This window comes from Mitsuaria sp. MSU3D (assembly GCF_056867975.1).
Genome location: NZ_CP200314.1, coordinates 4,835,231 through 4,854,935, shown reverse-complemented (window position 1 = coordinate 4,854,935; position 19,705 = coordinate 4,835,231). Strand labels below are relative to the sequence as shown.

The 19,705-nt window shown below is 67.0% G+C and carries 12 protein-coding genes; 6 read left to right on the top strand and 6 right to left on the bottom strand.

From position 1 onward, the window contains the following. Positions 1–128: 128 nt before the first annotated feature. The 4 genes from AC1VNM_RS21290 to AC1VNM_RS21275 form a co-directional block, all read right to left on the bottom strand. On the bottom strand, positions 129–2,807 hold the full coding sequence (locus AC1VNM_RS21290; protein ID WP_377159122.1) for a TonB-dependent receptor plug domain-containing protein: 2,679 nt from the start codon (positions 2,805–2,807) through the stop codon (positions 129–131). Between the two features lie 591 nt (positions 2,808–3,398). Beyond that, positions 3,399–6,140, bottom strand: coding sequence for a TonB-dependent receptor plug domain-containing protein (locus tag AC1VNM_RS21285; protein ID WP_483108214.1), 2,742 nt, complete (start codon positions 6,138–6,140; stop codon positions 3,399–3,401). Positions 6,141–6,504: 364 nt separating this feature from the next. Continuing rightward, positions 6,505–9,192, bottom strand: coding sequence for a TonB-dependent receptor (locus tag AC1VNM_RS21280; RefSeq protein WP_483108213.1), 2,688 nt, complete (start codon positions 9,190–9,192; stop codon positions 6,505–6,507). 334 nt (positions 9,193–9,526) lie between these two features. Continuing rightward, positions 9,527–11,734: a malate synthase G gene (locus AC1VNM_RS21275; RefSeq protein ID WP_483108212.1), complete on the bottom strand. Its 2,208-nt coding sequence runs from the start codon at positions 11,732–11,734 to the stop codon at positions 9,527–9,529. 173 nt (positions 11,735–11,907) lie between these two features. Between AC1VNM_RS21275 and AC1VNM_RS21270 the strand changes: the two genes are divergently transcribed. Both AC1VNM_RS21270 and AC1VNM_RS21265 read left to right on the top strand, forming a co-directional pair. Beyond that, positions 11,908–12,834 carry a LysR family transcriptional regulator gene (locus AC1VNM_RS21270; protein ID WP_377159126.1) on the top strand — a complete coding sequence of 309 codons (927 nt, stop codon included), beginning with the start codon at positions 11,908–11,910 and terminating at the stop codon, positions 12,832–12,834. Continuing rightward, positions 12,831–13,286, top strand: a complete 456-nt coding sequence (locus AC1VNM_RS21265) for a DUF2214 family protein (RefSeq protein ID WP_377159127.1) — start codon at positions 12,831–12,833, stop codon at positions 13,284–13,286. Before AC1VNM_RS21270 ends, AC1VNM_RS21265 begins: the two co-directional genes overlap by 4 nt. A gap of 120 nt (positions 13,287–13,406) precedes the next feature. Here the strand turns inward: AC1VNM_RS21265 and AC1VNM_RS21260 are convergent, their stop codons facing one another. Further along, positions 13,407–13,736 (bottom strand): PsiF family protein, encoded by a 330-nt coding sequence (locus tag AC1VNM_RS21260; RefSeq protein WP_377159128.1) that lies wholly within the window; start codon positions 13,734–13,736, stop codon positions 13,407–13,409. A gap of 167 nt (positions 13,737–13,903) precedes the next feature. Beyond that, the gene (locus AC1VNM_RS21255) at positions 13,904–15,286 is read right to left on the bottom strand and encodes a serine/threonine-protein kinase (RefSeq protein ID WP_483108211.1); all 1,383 of its coding nucleotides are present in this window, start codon (positions 15,284–15,286) and stop codon (positions 13,904–13,906) included. Positions 15,287–15,372: 86 nt separating this feature from the next. Here AC1VNM_RS21255 and argS point away from each other — a divergent pair, with 86 nt between their 5' ends. The 4 genes from argS to AC1VNM_RS21235 all read left to right on the top strand — a co-directional run bounded on the left by argS (position 15,373) and on the right by AC1VNM_RS21235 (position 19,687). Then, positions 15,373–17,103, top strand: a complete 1,731-nt coding sequence (argS, locus tag AC1VNM_RS21250) for an arginine--tRNA ligase (protein ID WP_483108210.1) — start codon at positions 15,373–15,375, stop codon at positions 17,101–17,103. Then, on the top strand, positions 17,100–17,774 hold the full coding sequence (locus AC1VNM_RS21245; protein ID WP_377159131.1) for an SPOR domain-containing protein: 675 nt from the start codon (positions 17,100–17,102) through the stop codon (positions 17,772–17,774). The genes argS and AC1VNM_RS21245 overlap by 4 nt, the downstream gene beginning before the upstream one ends. Before the next feature lie 117 nt (positions 17,775–17,891). Further along, positions 17,892–18,572, top strand: coding sequence for a thiol:disulfide interchange protein DsbA/DsbL (locus tag AC1VNM_RS21240; protein ID WP_483108209.1), 681 nt, complete (start codon positions 17,892–17,894; stop codon positions 18,570–18,572). A gap of 191 nt (positions 18,573–18,763) precedes the next feature. Continuing rightward, on the top strand, positions 18,764–19,687 hold the full coding sequence (locus tag AC1VNM_RS21235) for an SPFH domain-containing protein (RefSeq protein WP_377159133.1): 924 nt from the start codon (positions 18,764–18,766) through the stop codon (positions 19,685–19,687). The last annotated feature ends 18 nt before the right edge of the window (positions 19,688–19,705 follow it).

Below are 19,705 nucleotides of genomic sequence, written 5' to 3'. Positions count from 1 at the left end.
GACCGGCGATTCCCACCCGTCGCGCCGTGGCTGGGCACGGACGAAAAAAAACGAGAGGGGGATCCCTCTCGTTTCGTGCCACTGGCGCGGGACGCCGGAACGCCGAAGCGTCCCGGCCTCGCCGGCGATCAGTAGTTGTAGGTGGCGCGGATGTAGTACGCGCGGCCCGTCGCGTCGGCGTAACGCGAGTCCCAGCCGCCGGCCTGGAACAGGTCGGTCTGGTTGGTGAACGGCGGATCGCGGTCGAACAGGTTGCGCACGCCCACGGTCAGCGACAGGGCCTTCGCCGGCGACCACGTGCCGTAGACGTCGGTCGTCGTGTACGACGGGACGAACGGATGGGCCTTCGGGTCGAAGTCGACATAACCCGACTTGTAGCGGACGACGAAGCCGCCGCCGAAGTCGTTGTAGTGCCAGTTCGTCGCGAAGTTGTGCTGCCAGCGGAAGACCGGACCCGACTCGCCGTACTGACCCACGGCCGAGACCCAGTAACCGTTCTTGAAGTCCTGGAACTCGTACTTGTTGACGTAGGTGCTGTTCAGCGCGAAGTCGAAGGCGCCGATCTGCGACGACAGGCGGTACTGGGTGCTGAAGTCCAGGCCGTTGGTGCGGACCTTGCCGAGGTTCTGCAGGGTCTGGTCGACGTAGCCGCACTGCGCGCTCGGGCAGTTGCTGATCACCGACAGCTGGCCCGTGCCGGTCGGGTGGAAGTACTGCTGCAGCTGCGGGTAGTTGGCGTAGTTGTTGAACAGCGCGAACTGCGGGATCGCGCCGATCGAGTCCTTCAGCCGCACGGACCAGAAGTCCACGCCCACGCTCAGGTTGTTGGCCGGCTGGACCACGACGCCCAGGGTCTGGCTCTGCGACTTTTCAGGACGCAGGTTCGGGTTGCCCGAGTTCAGCACCTGGAACTGCGCCGAGCACTGCGAGCCGGTCGTGCCGTCCGGGCAGGTGATCGGGTTGGCGTAGTTGCCGGCGGTGTTCGTGAAGGCCGGGTTGCCGTACAGCTCATACAGCGTCGGCGCGCGGAAGCCCGTCGAGGCGGAACCGCGGAACAGCACTTCCTTGATCGGCTGGAAGCGGAAGCTCAGCTTGGGGTTGGTGCTGCTGCCGAAGTCGCTGTACTTGTCGTAGCGCAGCGAGCCGGTGATGTCCAGGGTCTTGAGCACGGGCAGGTTCAACTCGCCGTACAGCGCGTAGACCTTGCGGGAGCCTTCGGCGTGCGAGTCCGGCGCGACGCCGGTCGACACTTCCACCTTCGACGCGAAGTCGGGCTCGGCGACCGACTTGAACTTCTCGTAGCGGGCTTCGACGCCCAGCGCGAGCTGCGTCGAGCGGCCGGCGCCGAACCAGTCGCCGAACTCGCGGCTGGCGTGGGCGTTGACGTCGTAGACCTCGCCGATGGCGTGCTGGAGCTTGCCGTTCAGGGCGGCGTCCTGCAGCAGCTTCGTGCCGGCGGCGGTCTGGGCACCGAAGGGGTTGATGATCCCTTCCAGCAGGCCTTCGCCGATCATGTCTCCATCGCCGTAGCCACCGGTCAGGAACTGCTGCACCTTGTTGTGGTTGTACGAGGTCGCGACCGAGTAGTCCCAGCCCAGCGTCGCACCTTCAGCGGTCAGCAGCAGGCGCTGCTGGTCGTTCTGGTTCATCTGGGCGCGCGAGCCGTTCGGGAAGTCGCGCCACAGCACGTAGACGAAGCCCGGCTGCACGTTCACCGGGTTGGGGAACGCGCTGGTCGGCGCGAACGCCGGCGCGCCGGCGCTGCCGTCGTCGAAGGTGCCGCTGATGTTGGTGTTGCCGGTCGGGTAGTACGCCGTGCCCGGATTGATGTAGTAGCCGCCGTAAGGCACCGGCGCGACCAGCGTCGTGACCTTGCTGCGGGTGGCGAAGACCTCGGCACCCAGCGTCAGGTCCTTGTTGACCGCCAGCGAGCCCTTGAGCATGCCCGAGTACACCTCGGTCTTGGGCTGGAAGTCGACGAAGGCCGGGGTGACGATGCGGCACTCGCCGTTGACGTTCTTGACCTGCGTGCCGGAGCAGTCCGGCAGCGTCGGGTTGTAGTAATGCTCGAAGTCCTGCGTGTAGTTCGCCGGATCCGTGCTGTACGACAGGCCGCCGACGACGCGCTTGTTGAAGTCGCGCTGCGAGCCGGAGATGTTGTCCGTCTTCTTGTAGCTGGCGAAGCCGAAGACGTTGAAGCCTTGCGTCTCCAGATCGCCGTAGCCGAAGCCGGCGTTCACGCTGCGGGTCTTGCCGCCGGCGTGCTGCGGCGAGTCATAGCCGCCGGTGATGGTGACGCCCTGGTAGCTCGACTTGGTGATGAAGTTGATCACGCCGCCGATGGCGTCGGTGCCGTACAGCGACGAGGCGCCGTCCCGCAGCACTTCGATGCGGTCGATGGCCGCGAATGGGATCATGTTCAGGTCGGGTGCGGAGCCGTCCACCGCGTTGTTCGCGATCCGCTGGCCGTTCAGCAGCACCAGGGTCTTGTCGGCACCGATGCCGCGCATGTCGGCGAAGCTCGCGCCGCCGCTGCTGGAACCGATCGACTGGGCCGTGTTCGTCGACGACTGGACCGAGGTCAGGTTGGCCATGATCTGTTCGACCGACGTCACGCCCGACTTGCGCAGGTCGTCCATCTTGACCACGGTCACGGGGACGGCGGTTTCGGCGTCGATGCGCTTGATCGCCGACCCCGTGACCACGACCTTCTCCAGCGTGGAGTTGTCGCTCTGCGCCAGCGTCGGGAAGGACGCGGCCGCGAGGGTGGCGGCGACTGCCAGGCTCACCGCGTTCAGCTTGTACATATGCACCTCTAGGGAGAGCGCCCGCCCTCCTCGTGGGTGCGGCGAGCCGGAATTGAAACGGCCCCGCATCGCGAGGCCTGACAAAAGTGTGCTGACGAATTGCCAGAGGTCATAGGTGCCTGTTCGTAAAGCGCGCGAATTTGGAGCCGTGCGCGCCGAAACGGCCTGTTTTTGCGGGTTTCTCCTTACCGTTTGGTGACGGTTCGGTCGTACCTGCGCCACAGTTTCGGAATTTACGAACGCTTAACTCGCATTGAAATGTCGGATTTCAAACTGCGGGGTTTCGGTCGTTGGTCGCCCTAAACGTTTATTGACCGTTTGTCTGGTGTTAAGAGCTTGAGAAGATTCGTATGCGGACAGCAACAGTGAATTTATCGATTCAATTTGATGAATATGGAAAATGTTCGTAGATCCAATGATTTACGAATTACTGGTGGGGTTTGGAAACAATACTTAACTTGAACATAAGTGCCATGAGGGCTTGCGATGCATTCATGCCCGTGGCAGCCAAAGAAAAAGGACTCCCGGAGGAGTCCTTGTCGTGAAGCGGCCGATGCCCCGCCGTGGTGCGGCGGGACGTCGCGATCGCGATCAGAAGTCGTAGCTGGCCTTGACCTGGAAGGTCCGGCCCATCGGGCTGTAGTAGCGGTAGTCGAAGCCCAGCATGTGGCCGCCGTTGGCGCGCAGCGACAGGGGAGGTTCCTTGTCGAACACGTTCTTGATGCCCAGGGCGACCGTCAGCTGCTTGTTCCAGGTGTAGGCGGTCTGCCAGTCCAGGGTCACGTACGGCTTGACCTTCAGGCGGACCTCGTCGACATCGCCGTTGGCCAGGTTCTCGACTTCGGTCGGGAAGTCCTTGTAGCCCGACTGGAAGTTGATGTTGGCCGTGTTCGCCCAGTTGCCGGTCACCAGCGTGTTGCTCAGCTGGCCCTTCCAGCGGAAGGTCACTTCGCCGATCGACGGGTGGTTGTCCGCGAGGGTCGAGAAGTACTGTTCGCCGGCCACCAGCTGGCGCTTGTCGCTCAGCATGTAGGTCGCGTGCAGGTTCGACGTCAGGCGGCCGATCGGGGTGTTGAACCGGCCGGTCACGTCGAAGTCGATGCCGCTGACGAAGCGCTTGCCCAGGTTGGTCGTGCTGGCGTTGTAGGCCAGGAACTTCTCGCCCGTGACCGGGTCGGTGTAGACCAGGAACAGGTTGGAGTACTTCTGGGCGTTGTTGAACGCCTCGTTCTCATCGACCGAACCGAAGGTCTTGTCGATGCCGGCCCACCACCAGTCGGCGCCGAACGAGAAGGTGCTCGTCGGCTCGACGCGGAAGCCCAGCGTCGCCTGCTTGGACTCTTCCGGCTTCACGGAGTCCACGCCGCCCGTGTAGACGTTGTACTGCTTGCTGCCCGGCTGGCAGGCCGCGCCCAGGCTGGCCGCGACGGCGGCCATTTCCGGCGTGCAGTCGTAGGGCGTGGCGGTCACGCCGAATTCCTGCAGCGGACGGTAGAGCTGGCGCAGCGTCGGGGCGCGGAAGCCCGTGCCGACCGAGCCGCGGACCAGCACTTCCGGCACCGGGGTGTACTTGAACGAGACCTTGCCGTTGACCGCGCTGTCGACGTGGCGGTAATTGTCGTAGCGCACGCCCGCGGTGACTTCGAGGTTCTTCACCACCGGCACGATCAGCTCGGCGAAGGCGCCCATCGAATCGCGGCTGGCGCTGTAGGGGATCACGACCGTGCTGTCGCCGAAGCGCTGGTCGTCGCCGTTGACGCCGCCCTCACCGCGCGCCACGGCGCCCGGATCGTCGGTGACCTTGTCCTTCTGGAACGCGGCGCCCAGCGCCAGGTAGGCCGGGCCGGCCGAGGTCGAGAACAGCTCGCGCGAGGCGCGCAGGTCGGCGTTGAACAGCGTGCTGGTCTCGGTGTCGTAGACGCCGGAGATCATGATCTGCTTGACCGCGTCCTTGGCGGCCTGCGACTGCTGGCCGGCGAGCACGAACGGGTTGTAGACGCCGCTGCGCAGCAGGGCGCCGAAGGCCTTGGCCAGCGGGTAGCCGGAGTTGCTTTCCTCGACTTCCGCGCGCTGGTAGCCGGCGGTCGCGGTGTAGTCCCAGCCGGCCACCTGGCCGTCGAGCTGCAGCCACAACGCCTTGTTGTCGCGCTCGAAGGTGCTGGTGCGGTTGCCCAGGTCGAAGGCGCGGTACGACACCGACGCGATGCGGTTGGGGTCCAGGCCGATCGAGGTCAGGTAGGCGGGGGTGTAGCCGACCGCGGCCAGTTCGGCGGCGAAGGGGCCGTTCGGGTCCACGGCGACCGCGCCCGGCACGGCGGCGATCTTGCCGCTGGTCTTGGTCTTGCCCAGCAGCACGTCGGCGCGCAGCTGCTGGCTGCCCAGCTTCACCGTGCCGGAGCCGAAGAAGTTGGTGCGCTCGCGGTCCGGGAAGGCTTCCACGGTGCCGGCGTAGTCGAAGTAGCAGGACGCGCCGACCTGGACGTTGCGCTCCGCGCAGGAACCGTTCTGGGCCAGGTACACGTTGCGCAGGTCCGAGCCCAGCGTGCCGTCGGCGTTGCGCACCGGCACGTTCACGTTGCCCGGGATGGCGGACGGCGAGCCGTTGAAGAACTGGTACTCGTTGCCGTTGTGACCGAAGTTGATCACGCCGGTCTTGCTGAAGTCGCGCTGGCTGGCGGTCAGCGAGTCGCGCTTGTCGACCGACAGCGCGGCCATGATGTTGAAGCCGTCGCTGTCCAGGTCGCCGAAGCCACCGGACAGGGAGGCGCGACGTTCCTTGCCGCCCTTGTGCTGCGGGATCGAGACTTCCGCGGCGATGGTCTTGCGGGTGGAGTTCGTGCGGGTGATGAAGTTCACCACGCCGGCCACGGCGTCGGAGCCGTACAGCGCCGAAGCGCCGTCGGTCAGCACGTCCACGCGCTCGATGATCGACAGCGGGATCATGTTCAGGTCCACCGCGCCGCCGGCTTCGCCGATCAGGCGACGGCCGTTCAGCAGCACCAGCGTGCGATCGCCGCCGAGGTTGTGGATGGACACGGTGGCCTGGCCGCCGCCGCCGCCGCCGACGGTGTCACCCTCGGTGATGCCGCCCTGCACGGACGACAGGTTCTGCATCAGCTCGACCACCGAGGTCACGCCGCTGCGTTCGATCTCGGCACGGGTCACGGTCTGCACGGGCACGGAGCCCTCGACCGCGATCCGCTTGACGGCCGAGCCGGTCACGACGACGCGCTCCAGCTGGGTCTGGTCCTGGGCTTGGGCGATCGCGGCCGACGACGCGATTGCAATGGTGGCGGCGACTGCCAGGCTCACCGCGTTCAGTTTGGTCTTCAAAGAAACACTCCTAAAGGTGTCGAGCGGCGGCGCTTGTGACGTCGCGCGAAACATGTCCGGACGACCTTGGTCCGCAGAATTGCGTGAAGGTCACGTGAAAGAAGTGTCAATGACTGGAATTCGACAACCGGCGCGGGTTCCTACCAATTGAGGCAGTACCGGTCCCCGGGAAACGGGGCATCCCTGGAAGGACCGATACCCCTGCATGACCGGCGTCACGGGTGACTTCCGGCCATGCAGGGGTATCGGCGGGCAATCCTCTCCCGAGGATTGCCCGATTCATCATGCGCCCAACTCGTTGTTGAGTAGCAACAAACAGTATCCCGGCTGCCACAGGCAGCCGGAAGGGTTTGTCAGGGATTCATCAGAAACCGTACGCGGCGCGCACGAAGAAGGCACGGCCCAGCGGGTCGGAGTACCGCGGGTCGTAACCACGCTGCGAGCGCGAGGATTGGTTGGAGAACGGCGGATCGGTATCGAACAGGTTCTTCACGCCCAGCGTCAGCGAGGTCGCCTTGCTGAACTTGTACGTGCCCGACAGGTCGACCAGCGTGTACGAGTCGACATTGCCGTAGAACGACGGGCCGCCCACGACGGTGGTCGGATCGTTCTGGTCGCGGTAGCCGGACTGGTGGCGGATCGCCAGGCGAGCGCCCCAGTTGTTCATCGCCCAGGCCGCCGACACGTTGTGCTTCCAACGGAACACCACGCTGCCGTCGTTGTAGACGCCCAGACGGGTCTTGAACGCGTCGGCCGGGCTGGTCTGGTAGTCGTACCGGTGGACGTAGGTCGCGTCGTAGCCGAGCGACAGGTTGCCGAAGCCACCCAGGCTCTGGCTGTAGGCAGCGCTCAGGTCCAGGCCGTCCGTCTTCACGCGGCCGATGTTCTCGTTGTGCGTGATCAGGTAGCCGATCGCCGGGCTGTTGGCCCACAGGCCGCCGCAGCGCTGCAGGTTGACCTGCTCGGCGGCGGGCAGCTGGTTGCAGCGGATGATGCGGTCGGCGTAGCGGGTCGCATTGGCCAGCATCGAGTCCACCGGCAGCACGTCGATCTGGTCGCGCAGTTTGATGTTCCAGTAGTCGACCGACAGCGTCAGCGCCTTCATCGGCTCGAAGACCGCACCCAGGGTGAAGGTCTTGGACTTTTCCGGCTTCAGGTTGGCGTTGCCGCCGTTCTGCACCTGGGGTTGCTGACCGCAATCGCGGCTGGCAATGCCCCCTGCCGAGGTGATCGGCTTGCCCTGCGCATCGCACAGCAGCGGGTCGTTCTTGGCGCCGGCCGTGAAGGTGACCGCCAGCGGTGCGTACAGGTCGTCCAGCGCGGGGGCGCGGAAGCCGGTGTTGTAGGACGAGCGGATCGCCAGTTCCTTCATCGGCTGGAAGCGCAGGCCGATCTTCGGATTGGTCGTGCGACCGGCGTCGGAGTAGTCGTCGGTGCGCAGCGCCAGCTGGACTTCGACCATCTTGTGCACCGGCAGCAGCAGCTCGACACCGATCGCCTTCACGTCGCGTTCGCCGCCGACATGGTTGGGCGAGCGGCCGGCCGAGGGGATCGCCAGCACGACGGCGTCGTTGGTGTCGCTCTTGTAGAACTCCTTGCGGAACTCGGCGCCGATGGCGACCGCGGCGGGGCCGCCGGGCAGGTCGAAGATCTCCTTGCTGACGCGGGCGTCGACGCTCTTGGTCGTGCCGAGCGCGTTGGCGAAGACGCCGGCGCGCTTGGCCTGCTGGATGATCGCCAGCTGGGCCGGCGTGGCCTCGCCGAACGGGTTCAGGTTGCCGGCGGCGACCTGGGCGCGCACGAAGGGCGCGTTGACGTAGCCGTCGACGGCGGCGTCATTGGCGGTGCTGCGCGAATAGAGCGCGCCCAACTTGTAATCCCAGCCCAGGATCACGCCGGACAGGTCGGCCACCAGGCGTTGCGCCTCGGAATGCGCGCCGTTCGTGCGCGGACCCGCCGGCACCATGCGCCAGCCGACGCTGATCGGCTGGGTCAGGTTGATGCCGGGCGTGGTGCGCGGGAAGAAGGGGTTGCTCGGCTGCATCGTGATGCCGGTGACCGGATCCGGCGCAACGCGCGAGGTGTTGTCGTTCGTGGTCTGCGTGCCTTCGAGCGAGAACTGGTGGTTCTCGTTCAGCTTGAAGGTGAAGCGGCCGGCGAGGGTTTCCTGGTCGACGTCCGGGATGATGTCGATCGTCGAGCTGAAGTCGAAGATGCAGTTCGCGGCGTTGGTCGGGTTGGCGACAGACAACGGCGCCTGGCAGCCCGGCGCGCTGGGGTTGCCGCCGCCGGTGCCTTGCGTGAAGTTGCCCGGGAAGGTGGTGCCCGAGCTGCCGGCGACGCCGCGCTCGCGGATGATGCCGGTCTTGGAGAAGTCACGGTCCAGCGCGCGGACACGGTCCTGGCGACGCTTGTCGTAGGAAGCCCAGAAGTTGACGCGGTCCTTCTCCAGGTCGCCGAAGCCGACCGTGACGGACGCGCCTTCCTTCTTGCCGCCGTCCTCGCTGGGACGGGTCGCTTCCACCACGACCTGGCCGCCGCGGTAGCTGGTCTTGGTGATGAAGTTGATGACGCCGCCGATGGCGTCCGTGCCGTAGACGGCGGAGGCGCCATCGCGCAGCACTTCGACGCGGTCGATCACCGCGAAGGGGATCGAGTTCAGGTCCACCGCGGTGGCGCCGAAGGCGAAGGCCGTCATGCGGCGGCCGTTCAGCAGCACGAGGGTCTTGTTGGTGCCCAGGCCGCGCAGGTTGGCGTAGGCCGCTCCGCCGGTGCTCGAACCGATGGAGTTGGAGCCTGTGCTGCTCGACTGGCTCGAGGCCAGCAGGTCGATGATCTGCTCGACGCTGGTCACGCCGGACTGGCGCAGTTCTTCCGCCTTGATGATGGAAATGGGCAAGGCGCCTTCATCGGCGATCGAGCGCTTGATGGCGGAGCCGGTGATCTCGATGCGTTCGAGCTGCGTGGCCGATTGGGCTTGCGCGGCGCCGATCGAAGCCGCAGCAATCGCGGTAGCGATGCAGACGCGGCGGAGTTGATGCGAAGGGGTCATGCCTGTTCCGTGAAATGGCAAAAATGATTGCTGAGCCGATGGGTTTTTGTCACCGGACACTGCGCGTAAGTGAAGAAACTTTAAGGAACAGGAAATGCCGCCCACCCCAGGGCCCTCCCCTAAGGGTTTCCCATGCTTGAAGGTTCATGTTTCGCCCTTTGCGGTATGTCGCAGGGCATGCGTATGCCGAAAGTCACTCGGACTGGTTTTGCCGAAGTGCTGAAAGTGACAGGGCCGCAACGAGAAAAGCGGCCCGGAGGCCGCTTTCGCATATGGAGACGTACGCCGCACGATGGCGGCGATACGCTGCAGATCGTTACCGTTGCCGCGTCATTCAGTGACCGGTGGCGTTGCCGGCGGCCTTGCGTTTCTGCCGCCACGCGTGCAGCAGCGGCTCGGTGTAGCCGCTCGGCTGCTCGCGTCCCTTGAACACCAGATCGAGCGCCGCCTTGTACGCCATGCTGTCCGGATGGCCGGCCATCGGTGCGTACAGCGGGTCTCCAGCGTTCTGGCTGTCGACAACGGCTGCCATCCGTTCGAATGTCGCCCGAACCTGTTGTTCGGTCACGACGCCGTGGTGCAGCCAGTTCGCCACGTGTTGGCTCGAGATGCGCAATGTCGCACGGTCTTCCATCAGGCCGATCTGGTTGATGTCCGGCACCTTCGAGCAACCGACGCCCTGATCGATCCAGCGCACCACGTAACCGAGGATGCCCTGGATGTTGTTGTCGAGCTCCTGCTGCTTCTCCGTGTCGCTCCACGACGGGGCCGCCGCCACGGGAATCGTGAGCAGGCGCTGGAGCAACTCGGCGCGATCGACGCCGGGCGCCTCGGCCTCGATCTGCTGCTGGACCTGCGCGACGTTGACCTGGTGGTAGTGCAGCGCGTGCAGCGTCGCGGCGGTCGGGCTGGGCACCCAGGCGGTGTTGGCGCCGGCCTTCGGATGGGCGATCTTCTGATCGAGCATCGCGGCCATCAGGTCGGGCATCGCCCACATGCCCTTGCCGATCTGGGCGCGGCCGCGCAGGCCGGCGCTCAGGCCCGTCAGCACGTTGTTGCGCTCGTAGGCCTGGATCCAGGCGCTGGCCTTCATGTCGCCCTTGCGCAGCATCGGACCGGCGAGCATCGCGGTGTGCATCTCGTCGCCGGTGCGGTCCAGGAAGCCGGTGTTGATGAAGGCGACGCGGCTCGGCGCCGCGGCGATGCAGGCCGCGAGGTTGACGCTGGTGCGGCGCTCCTCGTCCATGATGCCCAGCTTGACCGTCGAGGCCGGCAGGCCGAGCAACTGCTCGACACGGCCGAACAGCTCGTTGGCGAAGCCGACCTCGGCCGGGCCGTGCATCTTCGGCTTGACGATGTAGATCGAGCCGCGGCGCGAGTTGCGCAGCCCCGAGCCCGAAAGCTGCTTCAGGTCGTGGATCGAGATGAGCGTCGTGATGACGGCGTCCAGGATGCCTTCGGGGATCTCGCGATCGCCGTCGAGCAGGATGGCCGGGTTCGTCATCAGGTGGCCGACGTTGCGGACGAACAGCAGCGAGCGGCCCGGCAGCACGACGTCGTCGCCGCCGCCGGCGGCCTTGTAGACGCGGTCCGGATTCAGTCGGCGGACGAAGGTCCGGCCGCCCTTGCTGACCTCCTCGGTCAGCGAGCCGCGCAGGATGCCCAGCCAGTTGCGATAAGCCAGCAGCTTGTCCTCGGCGTCGACGGCGGCGATCGAGTCCTCGAGGTCGAGGATGGTCGACAGCGCCGATTCCATCAGCACGTCCGAGATGCCGGCCGCGTCGCCCTGGCCGATCGTCGAGGTGCGATCGAACTGGATCTCGAGGTGGATGCCGTGGTGGCGCAGCAGGATCGCGGCCGGTGCCGCGGCATCGCCCAGATAGCCGATGAACTGGGCCGCATCGGCCAGCGCGACCGTGCGGCCGTCCTTCAGCGCAACGGACAGCGCGGTGCCGCTGACCGTGTAGCCCGTCGCGTCGGCGTGCGACGCGCCCGTCAGCGGCGCGGCCTGATCCAGCACCTGGCGCGCGAAGGCGATGACCTTCGCGCCGCGGACCGGGTTGTAGCCGCCGGCGCGCTCGGCGCCGTCGGTCTCGGGAATGACGTCGGTGCCGTAGAGCGCGTCATAGAGCGAGCCCCAGCGCGCGTTCGCCGCGTTGAGCGCGTACCGGGCATTCAGGATCGGCACCACCAGCTGCGGACCGGCCTGGATCGCGAGCTCGGCGTCCACGTTGGCGGTCGTCGCCTTCGGGTCCGCCGGCAGCGGCACCAGATAACCGATCTGCTTGAGGAAGGCCTGGTAGGCGGCCATGTCGGTGATCGGGCCAGGATGGGCGCGATGCCAGCCGTCGATCTCGGTCTGCAACCGGTCGCGCTCGGCCAGCAGCGCGGCGTTCTTCGCGGCCAGCTCGTGCGCCAGCGCGTCGAAGCCCTGCCAGAACGCGGCTGGCTCGACGCCGGTGTCCGGCAGCGCCTCGGTTTCGATGAAACGGGCCAGGGCGGCATCGACCTGGAGACGGTGGTGTTGGCTGCGTGCGGTCATGGCGACTCCCAAAGGCGGTTCAACGGTTCAGCGGTCCGTCGACTGTAGGACGTGCGGGGGTGCCGATTCATGTCGGCCCTGGTCGAAGATCCCTGACTTTTTTGCACAAATAACAACGCTCAGGGTCGTCATTCATTGCTCCGGGCGGCGCAACGGGCCAACAATCGTCGCCCATGGACCGCCTCAAACAGATCGAGTCCTTCGCCCTGGTCGCGACCAAGGGCAGCCTGACCGCCGCGGCGCAGGCCGAGGGCGTGGCGCCAGCGGTGATGGGTCGCCGCCTCGACGCGCTGGAGGCGCGGCTCGGGGTGAAGCTGCTGCTGCGCACGACGCGCAAGCTCACGCTGACGCACGAGGGGATCGCCTTCCTCGAGGACTGCCAACGCCTGCTTGCCGAGTTCGCCAGCGCGGAGGCCAGCGTCAGCGCCGGCGGCGTGAAGGCCAGCGGACACCTGCGCATCACCGCGCCGGCGGGCTTCGGCCGGCGCCACGTCGCACCGCTGGTGCCGGACTTCCTGTCACGGCATCCGGAGGTCAGCGTGTCGCTGAACCTCAGCGATCGCGTCGTCGACATCGTCAACGAGGGCTTCGACTGCGCGGTGCGTGTCGGCGACCTCAGCGATTCCAGCCTGATCAGCATGCGCCTGGCCGACAACCGACGCCTGTGCGTGGCCGCGCCGTCCTATCTGAAGCGCGCTGGCACGCCGAAGCATCCATCCGAGCTGATGCGGCACGAATGCCTGACGCTGAGTTCCGACGCGAGCCAGACGCGGGGTTGGGCCTTCCGCATCGACGGCCAGGTGCAGCACCTGCGGCCCAGTGGGCGGCTCGACTGCAGCGACGGCCAGGTGCTCCACGACTGGTGCCGGCAGGGACTCGGCCTGGCCTGGCGCAGTACCTGGGAAGTGGCCGCGGCACTGCGCGCGGGCGAACTGGTCAGCGTGCTCGATGACTTCGCCGCGCCGCCCAACGGCATCTTCGCCGTGCTGCCGCAGCGCAAGCACCTGCCGCTGCGGGTGAGGCTCTGGATAGATTTCCTGAAAGAGCACCACGGCAGCCCCGACTACTGGGCGCGTGCCTCCACTTGGGAGACCCCATGACACTCGAAGCCCTGCTCGCCGGCCTGCACATCGTGGCCATCCTCAGTCTGGTCGTGTTCCTGTCGAGCCAGGCGGCGCTGTGCCGCAGCGAATGGATGAATCCGGCCGTCGTGCGTCGGCTGTCGAGGCTGGACATGATCTACGGCATGACCGCGGTGGCGGTGCTGCTGACCGGCCTGGCCCGCACCTGGTGGGGCATGAAGGGCCTGGGCTGGTACTGGCACCAGCCGCTGCTGCACTTCAAGTTCGGGATGTTCGTCGTGATCGGGTTGATCTCGATCAAGCCGACGCTGACCTACCGGCGCTGGCTCAAGACGCTCGACGGCGGCGGCGGCCTGCCCAGCGAGACCGAGGTGCGCGCCACGCGCCGCCTCGTGATGATGCAGGCGCACCTGCTGATCCTGATCCCGATCGCCGCAGTGATGCTCGCGCGCGGCGTGCTGGTCAAGTAGCGCTCAGTCGGCGGAGGAACGCGGCGTCGCATTGGGATGCCCCGCCAGGCGCAGACCGGAGCCATGGCGGCGCCATGGCGACGATCTGCAACGAGGCGGGGCGCCCAATGCGGCGTCGCGTTACTTCGCCGAGAGGCATTCCTTCATGAACGCCTTGCGCGCATCGCCGGTCTTGCCCTTGGCGTCGGCATTGCAGGTCGTCATCTTGGTCTGCTGAGCGGTCTTCGCCGGACCCGAGGCGGTCTCGCCCTTCAGGCAGGCGCTCATGAAGGCCTTGCGCTCGTCGCCGGACTTGTCCTTGGCGTCGGCGTTGCAGCTCTTCATCAACTGCTGCTGCTTCAACTGCTTCTCGGACGGCGCCTTCTTCGCGTCGTCCGCGGCGTGCGCGCCCAGCGCGGCCAGGGCCAGCAAGGCACCGGCAAACAGCGAGGTCGGGGTCAGGTGTTTCATCACTCTCTCCTACGGGGCTACAGGGGGTTTGGGGAAGGACCTGTGCAGCAGTTGAGCATACGAACGAACCGCCCTCAAGTGCGGTTGACGTACGTCAAGAAACCCGGTGACCGGAACCGGCTGACATCCATTCGACTCGCGCTTCCCGACGCGAGTCAGATGACCACTCACATGATCCGGCGCGGAGAAGCCAGCGCCTCATGGGCGAGATGGAGTCGCCTGACAAGAACCTGGATGAAAGCCCGGTCGAAGCGGTGCTGGCACTCGGGACTGAGCTGCCCCAGCGACTCCGGCGTGAAGGACACGGTTGTGCAAAGTTGGGTCACCCGGATGTCGGTGCTGTGGCGGCGCAGATCGGGATTCGGCGCCAGGTAGGCCATCTCGCCGACGGAGGTGCCGGTGCCCAGGGTCGCGACCAGCGCCTCGTCGCGCCAGACCTCGACCTCGCCCTGCGTGATGATGTGGAAGGTGTTCCCTTCCTGGCCCTTCTTGAACAGCAGGTAGTCGAGCGGATAGCGGCGCCAGCGCGCGCGCCGCACGACCTCCCAGAGCTCGACGTCGCCGAAGCCCGCGAAGAACTCCAGCCCGCGCAGCAGGTTGAAGCGCTCCGAGTCCTTCACCTCGTTGAGCCGCGCCAGCGGCACCAGCTGCTTTGCGACCAGCTCCGACAGCGCCTGGCCGAAGGACTCCCAATCCGGGTAGCGCTCGGACGGGTGCTTGTAGAGCGCCCGCTGGATGACCGCGTCCAGTTCCGCCGTCACGCCGCCGCGCTGGCCCAGCAGCGGCTGCGGCGCCTGGTGGTAGATCTGATGCATCAGCGCCATCTGGTTGGGCGCGTCGAAGGGCGGCCGGCCGCTGACCAGGTGGTACAGCACGGCGCCCAGCGCATAGATGTCGGCCTGCGCGCCGACGTCGCCGCCCTCGATCTGCTCCGGCGGCATGTAGGCCAGCGAGCCGACGCGATGCACCTGCGTCATGTCCGCGTTGAGGTTGAGCGCGCTGCCGAAGTCGCTGACCTTGACGTCGGTGACCTGACCCTGGTTGTCGAGCACCGCCAGCAGGTTCGCGGGCTTGATGTCCCGGTGGACGACGCCCTGGCGGAAGACATACGACAGTGCCATCGCGCACTTGAAGCCGAGCTCGACGATCTGGTCCAGCGGCAGCAGCCGGTCGTTGCGGCAGAAGTGCTTCAGCGTGACGCCGTGGACGAACTCCATGACGAGATACGGCAGGTCGCCGTCCTGCACGGCGTCCAGGATCTGCACCACGTTCGGGTGCTGCAGCCGGCCGGCCAGCGCGGCCTCGGCGGCGAAGAAGCGGATGCTGAGCGTGTCTTCCTCGGTGCGGCCGCCGGCCGACCAGGTGCGCATGCGCTTGATGGCGACCTCCTGGCCCTTGAAGTCGTCCATCGCGAGGAAGACGTCGCTGGTCGCGCCTTCGCCCAGCCGTCTCAGCACGCGGTACTTGCCGATCTGCTCCGGCAGGTCGGCCAGTCCGCCGAGCGTCGAATCGGAAAAGGCGGAGGGACGGAGATCGTCGGAGGCGCTCATCGGAGGGCCATCCTGCCCCAGGGAGAGGGTGCGGGCAAGGGGGGCACACGGTCTCTTACAGGGGAGGTCCCCTAAAATGCGGCCCCATGATCCAAGCCAAGCAGGAATTGCTCGCCGCCCTCGGCACCGTGCTCCAGGGCCTGAGCCAGGAGGCCGTCGACGCCGGCCTCATCGCCGCCGCGCCCGTGGCCGCCTTCGAGAACCCCAAGCAAGCCTCCCACGGCGACTTCGCCTGTACCGCGGCGATGCAGCTGTCCAAGGCGCTGAAGAAGAACCCGCGCGAACTGGCGCAGACGCTGATCGCCCAGCTGCAGGCGCAGCCCGCGTTCGAGCGCTGGGTCGACGCGCTGGAGATCGCCGGCCCCGGCTTCATCAACATCCGCCTGAAGCCCGCGGCCCGGCAGGCCGTGGTCGGCGAAGTGTTCGCGGCGACCTCGCGTTTCGGCCATCAGCCGGCGCGCGACACGTCGGCGCTGGTCGAGTTCGTCTCCGCCAACCCGACCGGTCCGCTGCACGTCGGCCATGCGCGCCAGGCGGCGCTGGGCGATTCGCTCTGCCACCTGTTCGCGACGCAAGGCTGGAAGGTCAGCCGCGAGTTCTATTACAACGACGCCGGCGTGCAGATCGCGACGCTGGCGCAGTCCACGCAGTCGCGCCTGAAGGGCCTGAAGCCGGGCGATGCCGGCTGGCCCGAGTCGGCCTACAACGGCGACTACATCCAGGACATCGCCGACGCCTTCCGGCGCAAGGAGACGGTGAAGGCGGACGACCGCGAGTTCACCGCCTCCGGCGACATCGAGGACCTCGACGGCATCCGCCAGTTCGCCGTGGCCTACCTGCGTCACGAGCAGGACCTGGACCTGCAGGCGTTCGGGCTGCGCTTCGACAACTATTTCCTCGAGTCCTCGCTGTACAGCGGCGGCCAGGTCGAGGACGCCGTGTCGCGCATCATCGCCAACGGCAAGACCTATGAAGACGGCGGCGCGCTGTGGCTGCGCTCGACCGACTACGGCGACGACAAGGACCGCGTGATGCGCAAGTCCGACGGGACCTTCACCTACTTCGTCCCGGACGTCGCGTACCACGTCAACAAGTTCAAGCGCGGTTTCTCCAAGTGCATCAACGTGCAGGGCAGCGATCACCACGGCACGATCGCCCGGGTGCGCGGCGGCCTGCAGGCCACCGGCGTCGGCATCCCGCCCGGCTTCCCCGACTACGTGCTGCACAAGATGGTCACGGTCATGAAGGGCGGCCAGGAGGTCAAGATCTCCAAGCGCGCCGGCAGCTACGTCACGCTGCGCGACCTGATCGACTGGACCAGCCGCGACGCGGTGCGCTTCTTCCTGATCAGCCGCAAGGCCGACACCGAGTTCGTCTTCGACATCGACCTCGCGCTCAAGGCCAACGACGAGAACCCCGTGTTCTACGTGCAGTACGCGCATGCGCGCATCTGCTCGGTGCTGCGCAGGGGTGCGGAGCAGGGTCATGACGAGGCGTCCGTGGCCGGCGCCGACCTGTCGCTGCTGACCGCGCCGACCGAGTCCGCGCTGATGCTCAAGCTGGCGGACTATCCCCGCATGCTGACGGCGGCGGCGCAAGACCTGGCCCCGCACGACGTCGCGTTCTATCTGCGCGACCTGGCCGGCGCGCTGCACAGCTACTATGGCGCCGAACGCGTGCTGGGCGACGACCCGGCCCTGACGCGCGCGCGCCTGGCGCTGCTGGCCGCGACGCGGCAGGTGATGCGCAACGCGCTGGCGGTGCTGGGGGTGTCGGCCCCGGACGCGATGGAACGTGACTCGCAGGAGCAGCAATGAGCAAAGAGAAGCAGCGCGGCGGATTCGCCATGGGCCTGATCGTGGGCCTGCTGCTGGGGCTGGGGATCGCGCTGGGCGTGGCCCTGTACGTGACGAAGGCCCCGGTGCCGTTTGTCAACAAGCTGCCGCAGCGCACCGCGGAGCAGGACGCCCAGGAAGCGGAACGCAACCGGAACTGGGACCCGAACGCGCCGTTGGCCGGCCGCGCCGGCGCGAAGGCCGCGTCGGGCGTGGTGACGCCGGCGGTGGCGCCGCCCGCGACCCAGCCGGCCCCGCAGGTCAGCACGGGCACGACGCCGGCACCGGCGGTCGAAGGCCGCCCGGTGGAACGCGCCCCTGCGGTTCAGCCGCAGGCCCAGAGCCAGATCCCGTCCGTCAAGCCGGAGCAGCGTCCCACCGAGCCGCGCGCCGACGGCGCGCGTCCCGACGGCTCGCGCGGCAGCTTCTTCGTCCAGGCCGGCGCCTACACGCGCATGGAAGACGCCGAGCAGCAGCGCGCCAAGCTGGCGATCCAGGGTTTCTCCGCCAAGGTCATGGAACGTGAGCAGTCCGGCCGTACCGTGTTCCGCGTCCGCCTGGGGCCCTTCGACACGCGTGACGAGGCCGAGGCGCAGCAGAAGAAGCTCGAGGGCGCCGGCGTCGAGGCCAACCTCGTGGCGATCCAGCGCTGAGCGCCTGAACGGCGTCCGTACCGCCTCCGTACAACGTTAATGCCGCTCTAAGTTTGACTTTCTAGGATGGCCGGCCGCTGCGGCGCCGGTCGAAGCGGAACCAACAAGGAATCGAAGATGAAGCGTCGCGAATTCAACGCCCTCACGGCCCTGTCGACCGCCGCGGGCGGTGGTGCGCTCCTGGCCGGCGCGTCGGCGCAGGCGCAGGGCGGCCCGGTCGAAGGTCGCCAGTACCAGCGCCTGGCCACGCCGGTGGCCGGCTCGGTGCCGGGCAAGGTCGAGGTGATCGAGTTCTTCTGGTACGGCTGCCCGCACTGCTACGTCTTCGAGCCGACGATCGAGGCCTGGGCCAAGCAGCTGCCCGCGGACGTGGTGTACCGCAAGATCCACGTGGCCTTCCGCGCCAACGTGAAGATCCACCAGCAGCTGTTCTTCACGCTGGAAGCGATGGGCAAGGAAGCGCAGGTCCGTCCGGCCATCTTCAACGCCATCCATCGCGGCAACCAGAGCCTGCTCGACGTGGAGGAGATGGCCAAGTTCCTGGCGCCGCTGGGCGTGGATCCGGCCAAGTTCAAGGAAACCTTCAAGTCCTTCACCGTGCAGTCCAAGTGCCAGCAGGCCGAGAAGCTGCAGAACCAGTACAACATCGATGGCGTGCCCAGCGTGGCGATCGGCGGGCGTTTCCTGACCTCGCCGGCGATGGCCGGATTCGGCCTGCGCGTCAGCGAGGAAGAGCTCGGTCAGCGTTGCATCGCCGTCGCCAACTACCTGCTGCCGCTGGCGCGCAAGGGCGCCTGAACGGTCTGATCGACGTACTGCCCCGGCGGCAGCCCCTCACCCCCGCCCTCACCCGCGGTGCGGGAGAGGGCGTCCAGCCGGAGTCCTCAGTAAGCGCCCCTCGTGGGCGCTTTCTGCTTTTTCGGTGCCAGGACTTGCGCAACCGTGTGTCCGGGGCTTAAAGTGATATCACCTTTTTGGAGGAGTTGGTGATGAGCACGACCGCAGTCCCGAAAACCCCCCCGTTGCGCGCCGCGGCGCCAGCGACGATGGAGCGCCGCGCCGGGACGGCCAACGGCTACGCCGCGCTGCTGATCGGCCTGGGGCTGCTGGCCTTCGCCGTCTGGCGCGTCATCGCGTTTCGCCACGATGCGATCGACCTGACGCAGTTGACGCTGATCCTGGCGGGTCTGATCCTGCTGTCGGGCCTGTACATCCAGCAACCCAACGAGGCGCGCCTGCTGACGCTCTTTGGCCGCTATGTCGGCACCGACCGCGTGTCCGGCCTGCGCTGGACGATCCCGCTGTTCATGGCGAAGCGCCGTCTCTCGCTGCGCGCGCGCAACCTGGACGCGCCGACGCTGAAGGTCAACGACAAGCGCGGCAATCCGGTCGAGATCGGCGCGGCCGTGGTCTGGCGGGTCCAGGACACGGCGCGCGCGGTGTTCGAGGTCGACGACTTCGAGCAGTACGTCAGCATCCAGGCGGAGGCCGCGATCCGGCATGTCGCCTCGCAGTTCGCCTACGACGAGGGCGATGACATCGACAGTCAGGAGATCACGCTGCGCGCCGGTGCCGACGAAGTGATGGCCGCGATGATCGACGAGCTGCAGGCGCGTCTCCAGCCCGCCGGCGTCAGCGTCGAGACGGCCATGCTGACCCACCTGGCCTATGCGCCGGAGATCGCGCAGGTGATGCTGCGCCGCCAGCAGGCCGAGGCCATCATCAGCGCCCGCAAGAAGATCGTGCACGGCGCGGTCAGCATGGTCGAGGAAGCGCTCAAGGGCCTGAGCGAGCGCGAGATCGTGCAACTCGACGATGAGCGCAAGGCCGCGATGGTGTCCAACCTGCTGGTGGTGCTGTGCTCCGACAAGGACACGCAGCCGATCATCAACGCGGGCACGCTCTACAACTGAGCGCGGCAAGGAGCAGGC

Excerpts from the sequence above, each read along its gene's own strand:
- AC1VNM_RS21290 (WP_377159122.1), bottom strand. The coding sequence starts at position 2,807 with ATGTACAAGCTGAACGCGGTGAGCCTGGCAGTCGCCGCCACCCTCGCG.
- AC1VNM_RS21280 (WP_483108213.1), bottom strand. The coding sequence starts at position 9,192 with ATGACCCCTTCGCATCAACTCCGCCGCGTCTGCATCGCTACCGCGATT.
- AC1VNM_RS21275 (WP_483108212.1), bottom strand. The coding sequence starts at position 11,734 with ATGACCGCACGCAGCCAACACCACCGTCTCCAGGTCGATGCCGCCCTG.
- AC1VNM_RS21270 (WP_377159126.1), top strand. The coding sequence starts at position 11,908 with ATGGACCGCCTCAAACAGATCGAGTCCTTCGCCCTGGTCGCGACCAAG.
- AC1VNM_RS21265 (WP_377159127.1), top strand. The coding sequence starts at position 12,831 with ATGACACTCGAAGCCCTGCTCGCCGGCCTGCACATCGTGGCCATCCTC.
- AC1VNM_RS21260 (WP_377159128.1), bottom strand. The coding sequence starts at position 13,736 with ATGAAACACCTGACCCCGACCTCGCTGTTTGCCGGTGCCTTGCTGGCC.
- AC1VNM_RS21255 (WP_483108211.1), bottom strand. The coding sequence starts at position 15,286 with ATGAGCGCCTCCGACGATCTCCGTCCCTCCGCCTTTTCCGATTCGACG.
- argS (WP_483108210.1), top strand. The coding sequence starts at position 15,373 with ATGATCCAAGCCAAGCAGGAATTGCTCGCCGCCCTCGGCACCGTGCTC.
- AC1VNM_RS21245 (WP_377159131.1), top strand. The coding sequence starts at position 17,100 with ATGAGCAAAGAGAAGCAGCGCGGCGGATTCGCCATGGGCCTGATCGTG.
- AC1VNM_RS21240 (WP_483108209.1), top strand. The coding sequence starts at position 17,892 with ATGAAGCGTCGCGAATTCAACGCCCTCACGGCCCTGTCGACCGCCGCG.
- AC1VNM_RS21235 (WP_377159133.1), top strand. The coding sequence starts at position 18,764 with ATGAGCACGACCGCAGTCCCGAAAACCCCCCCGTTGCGCGCCGCGGCG.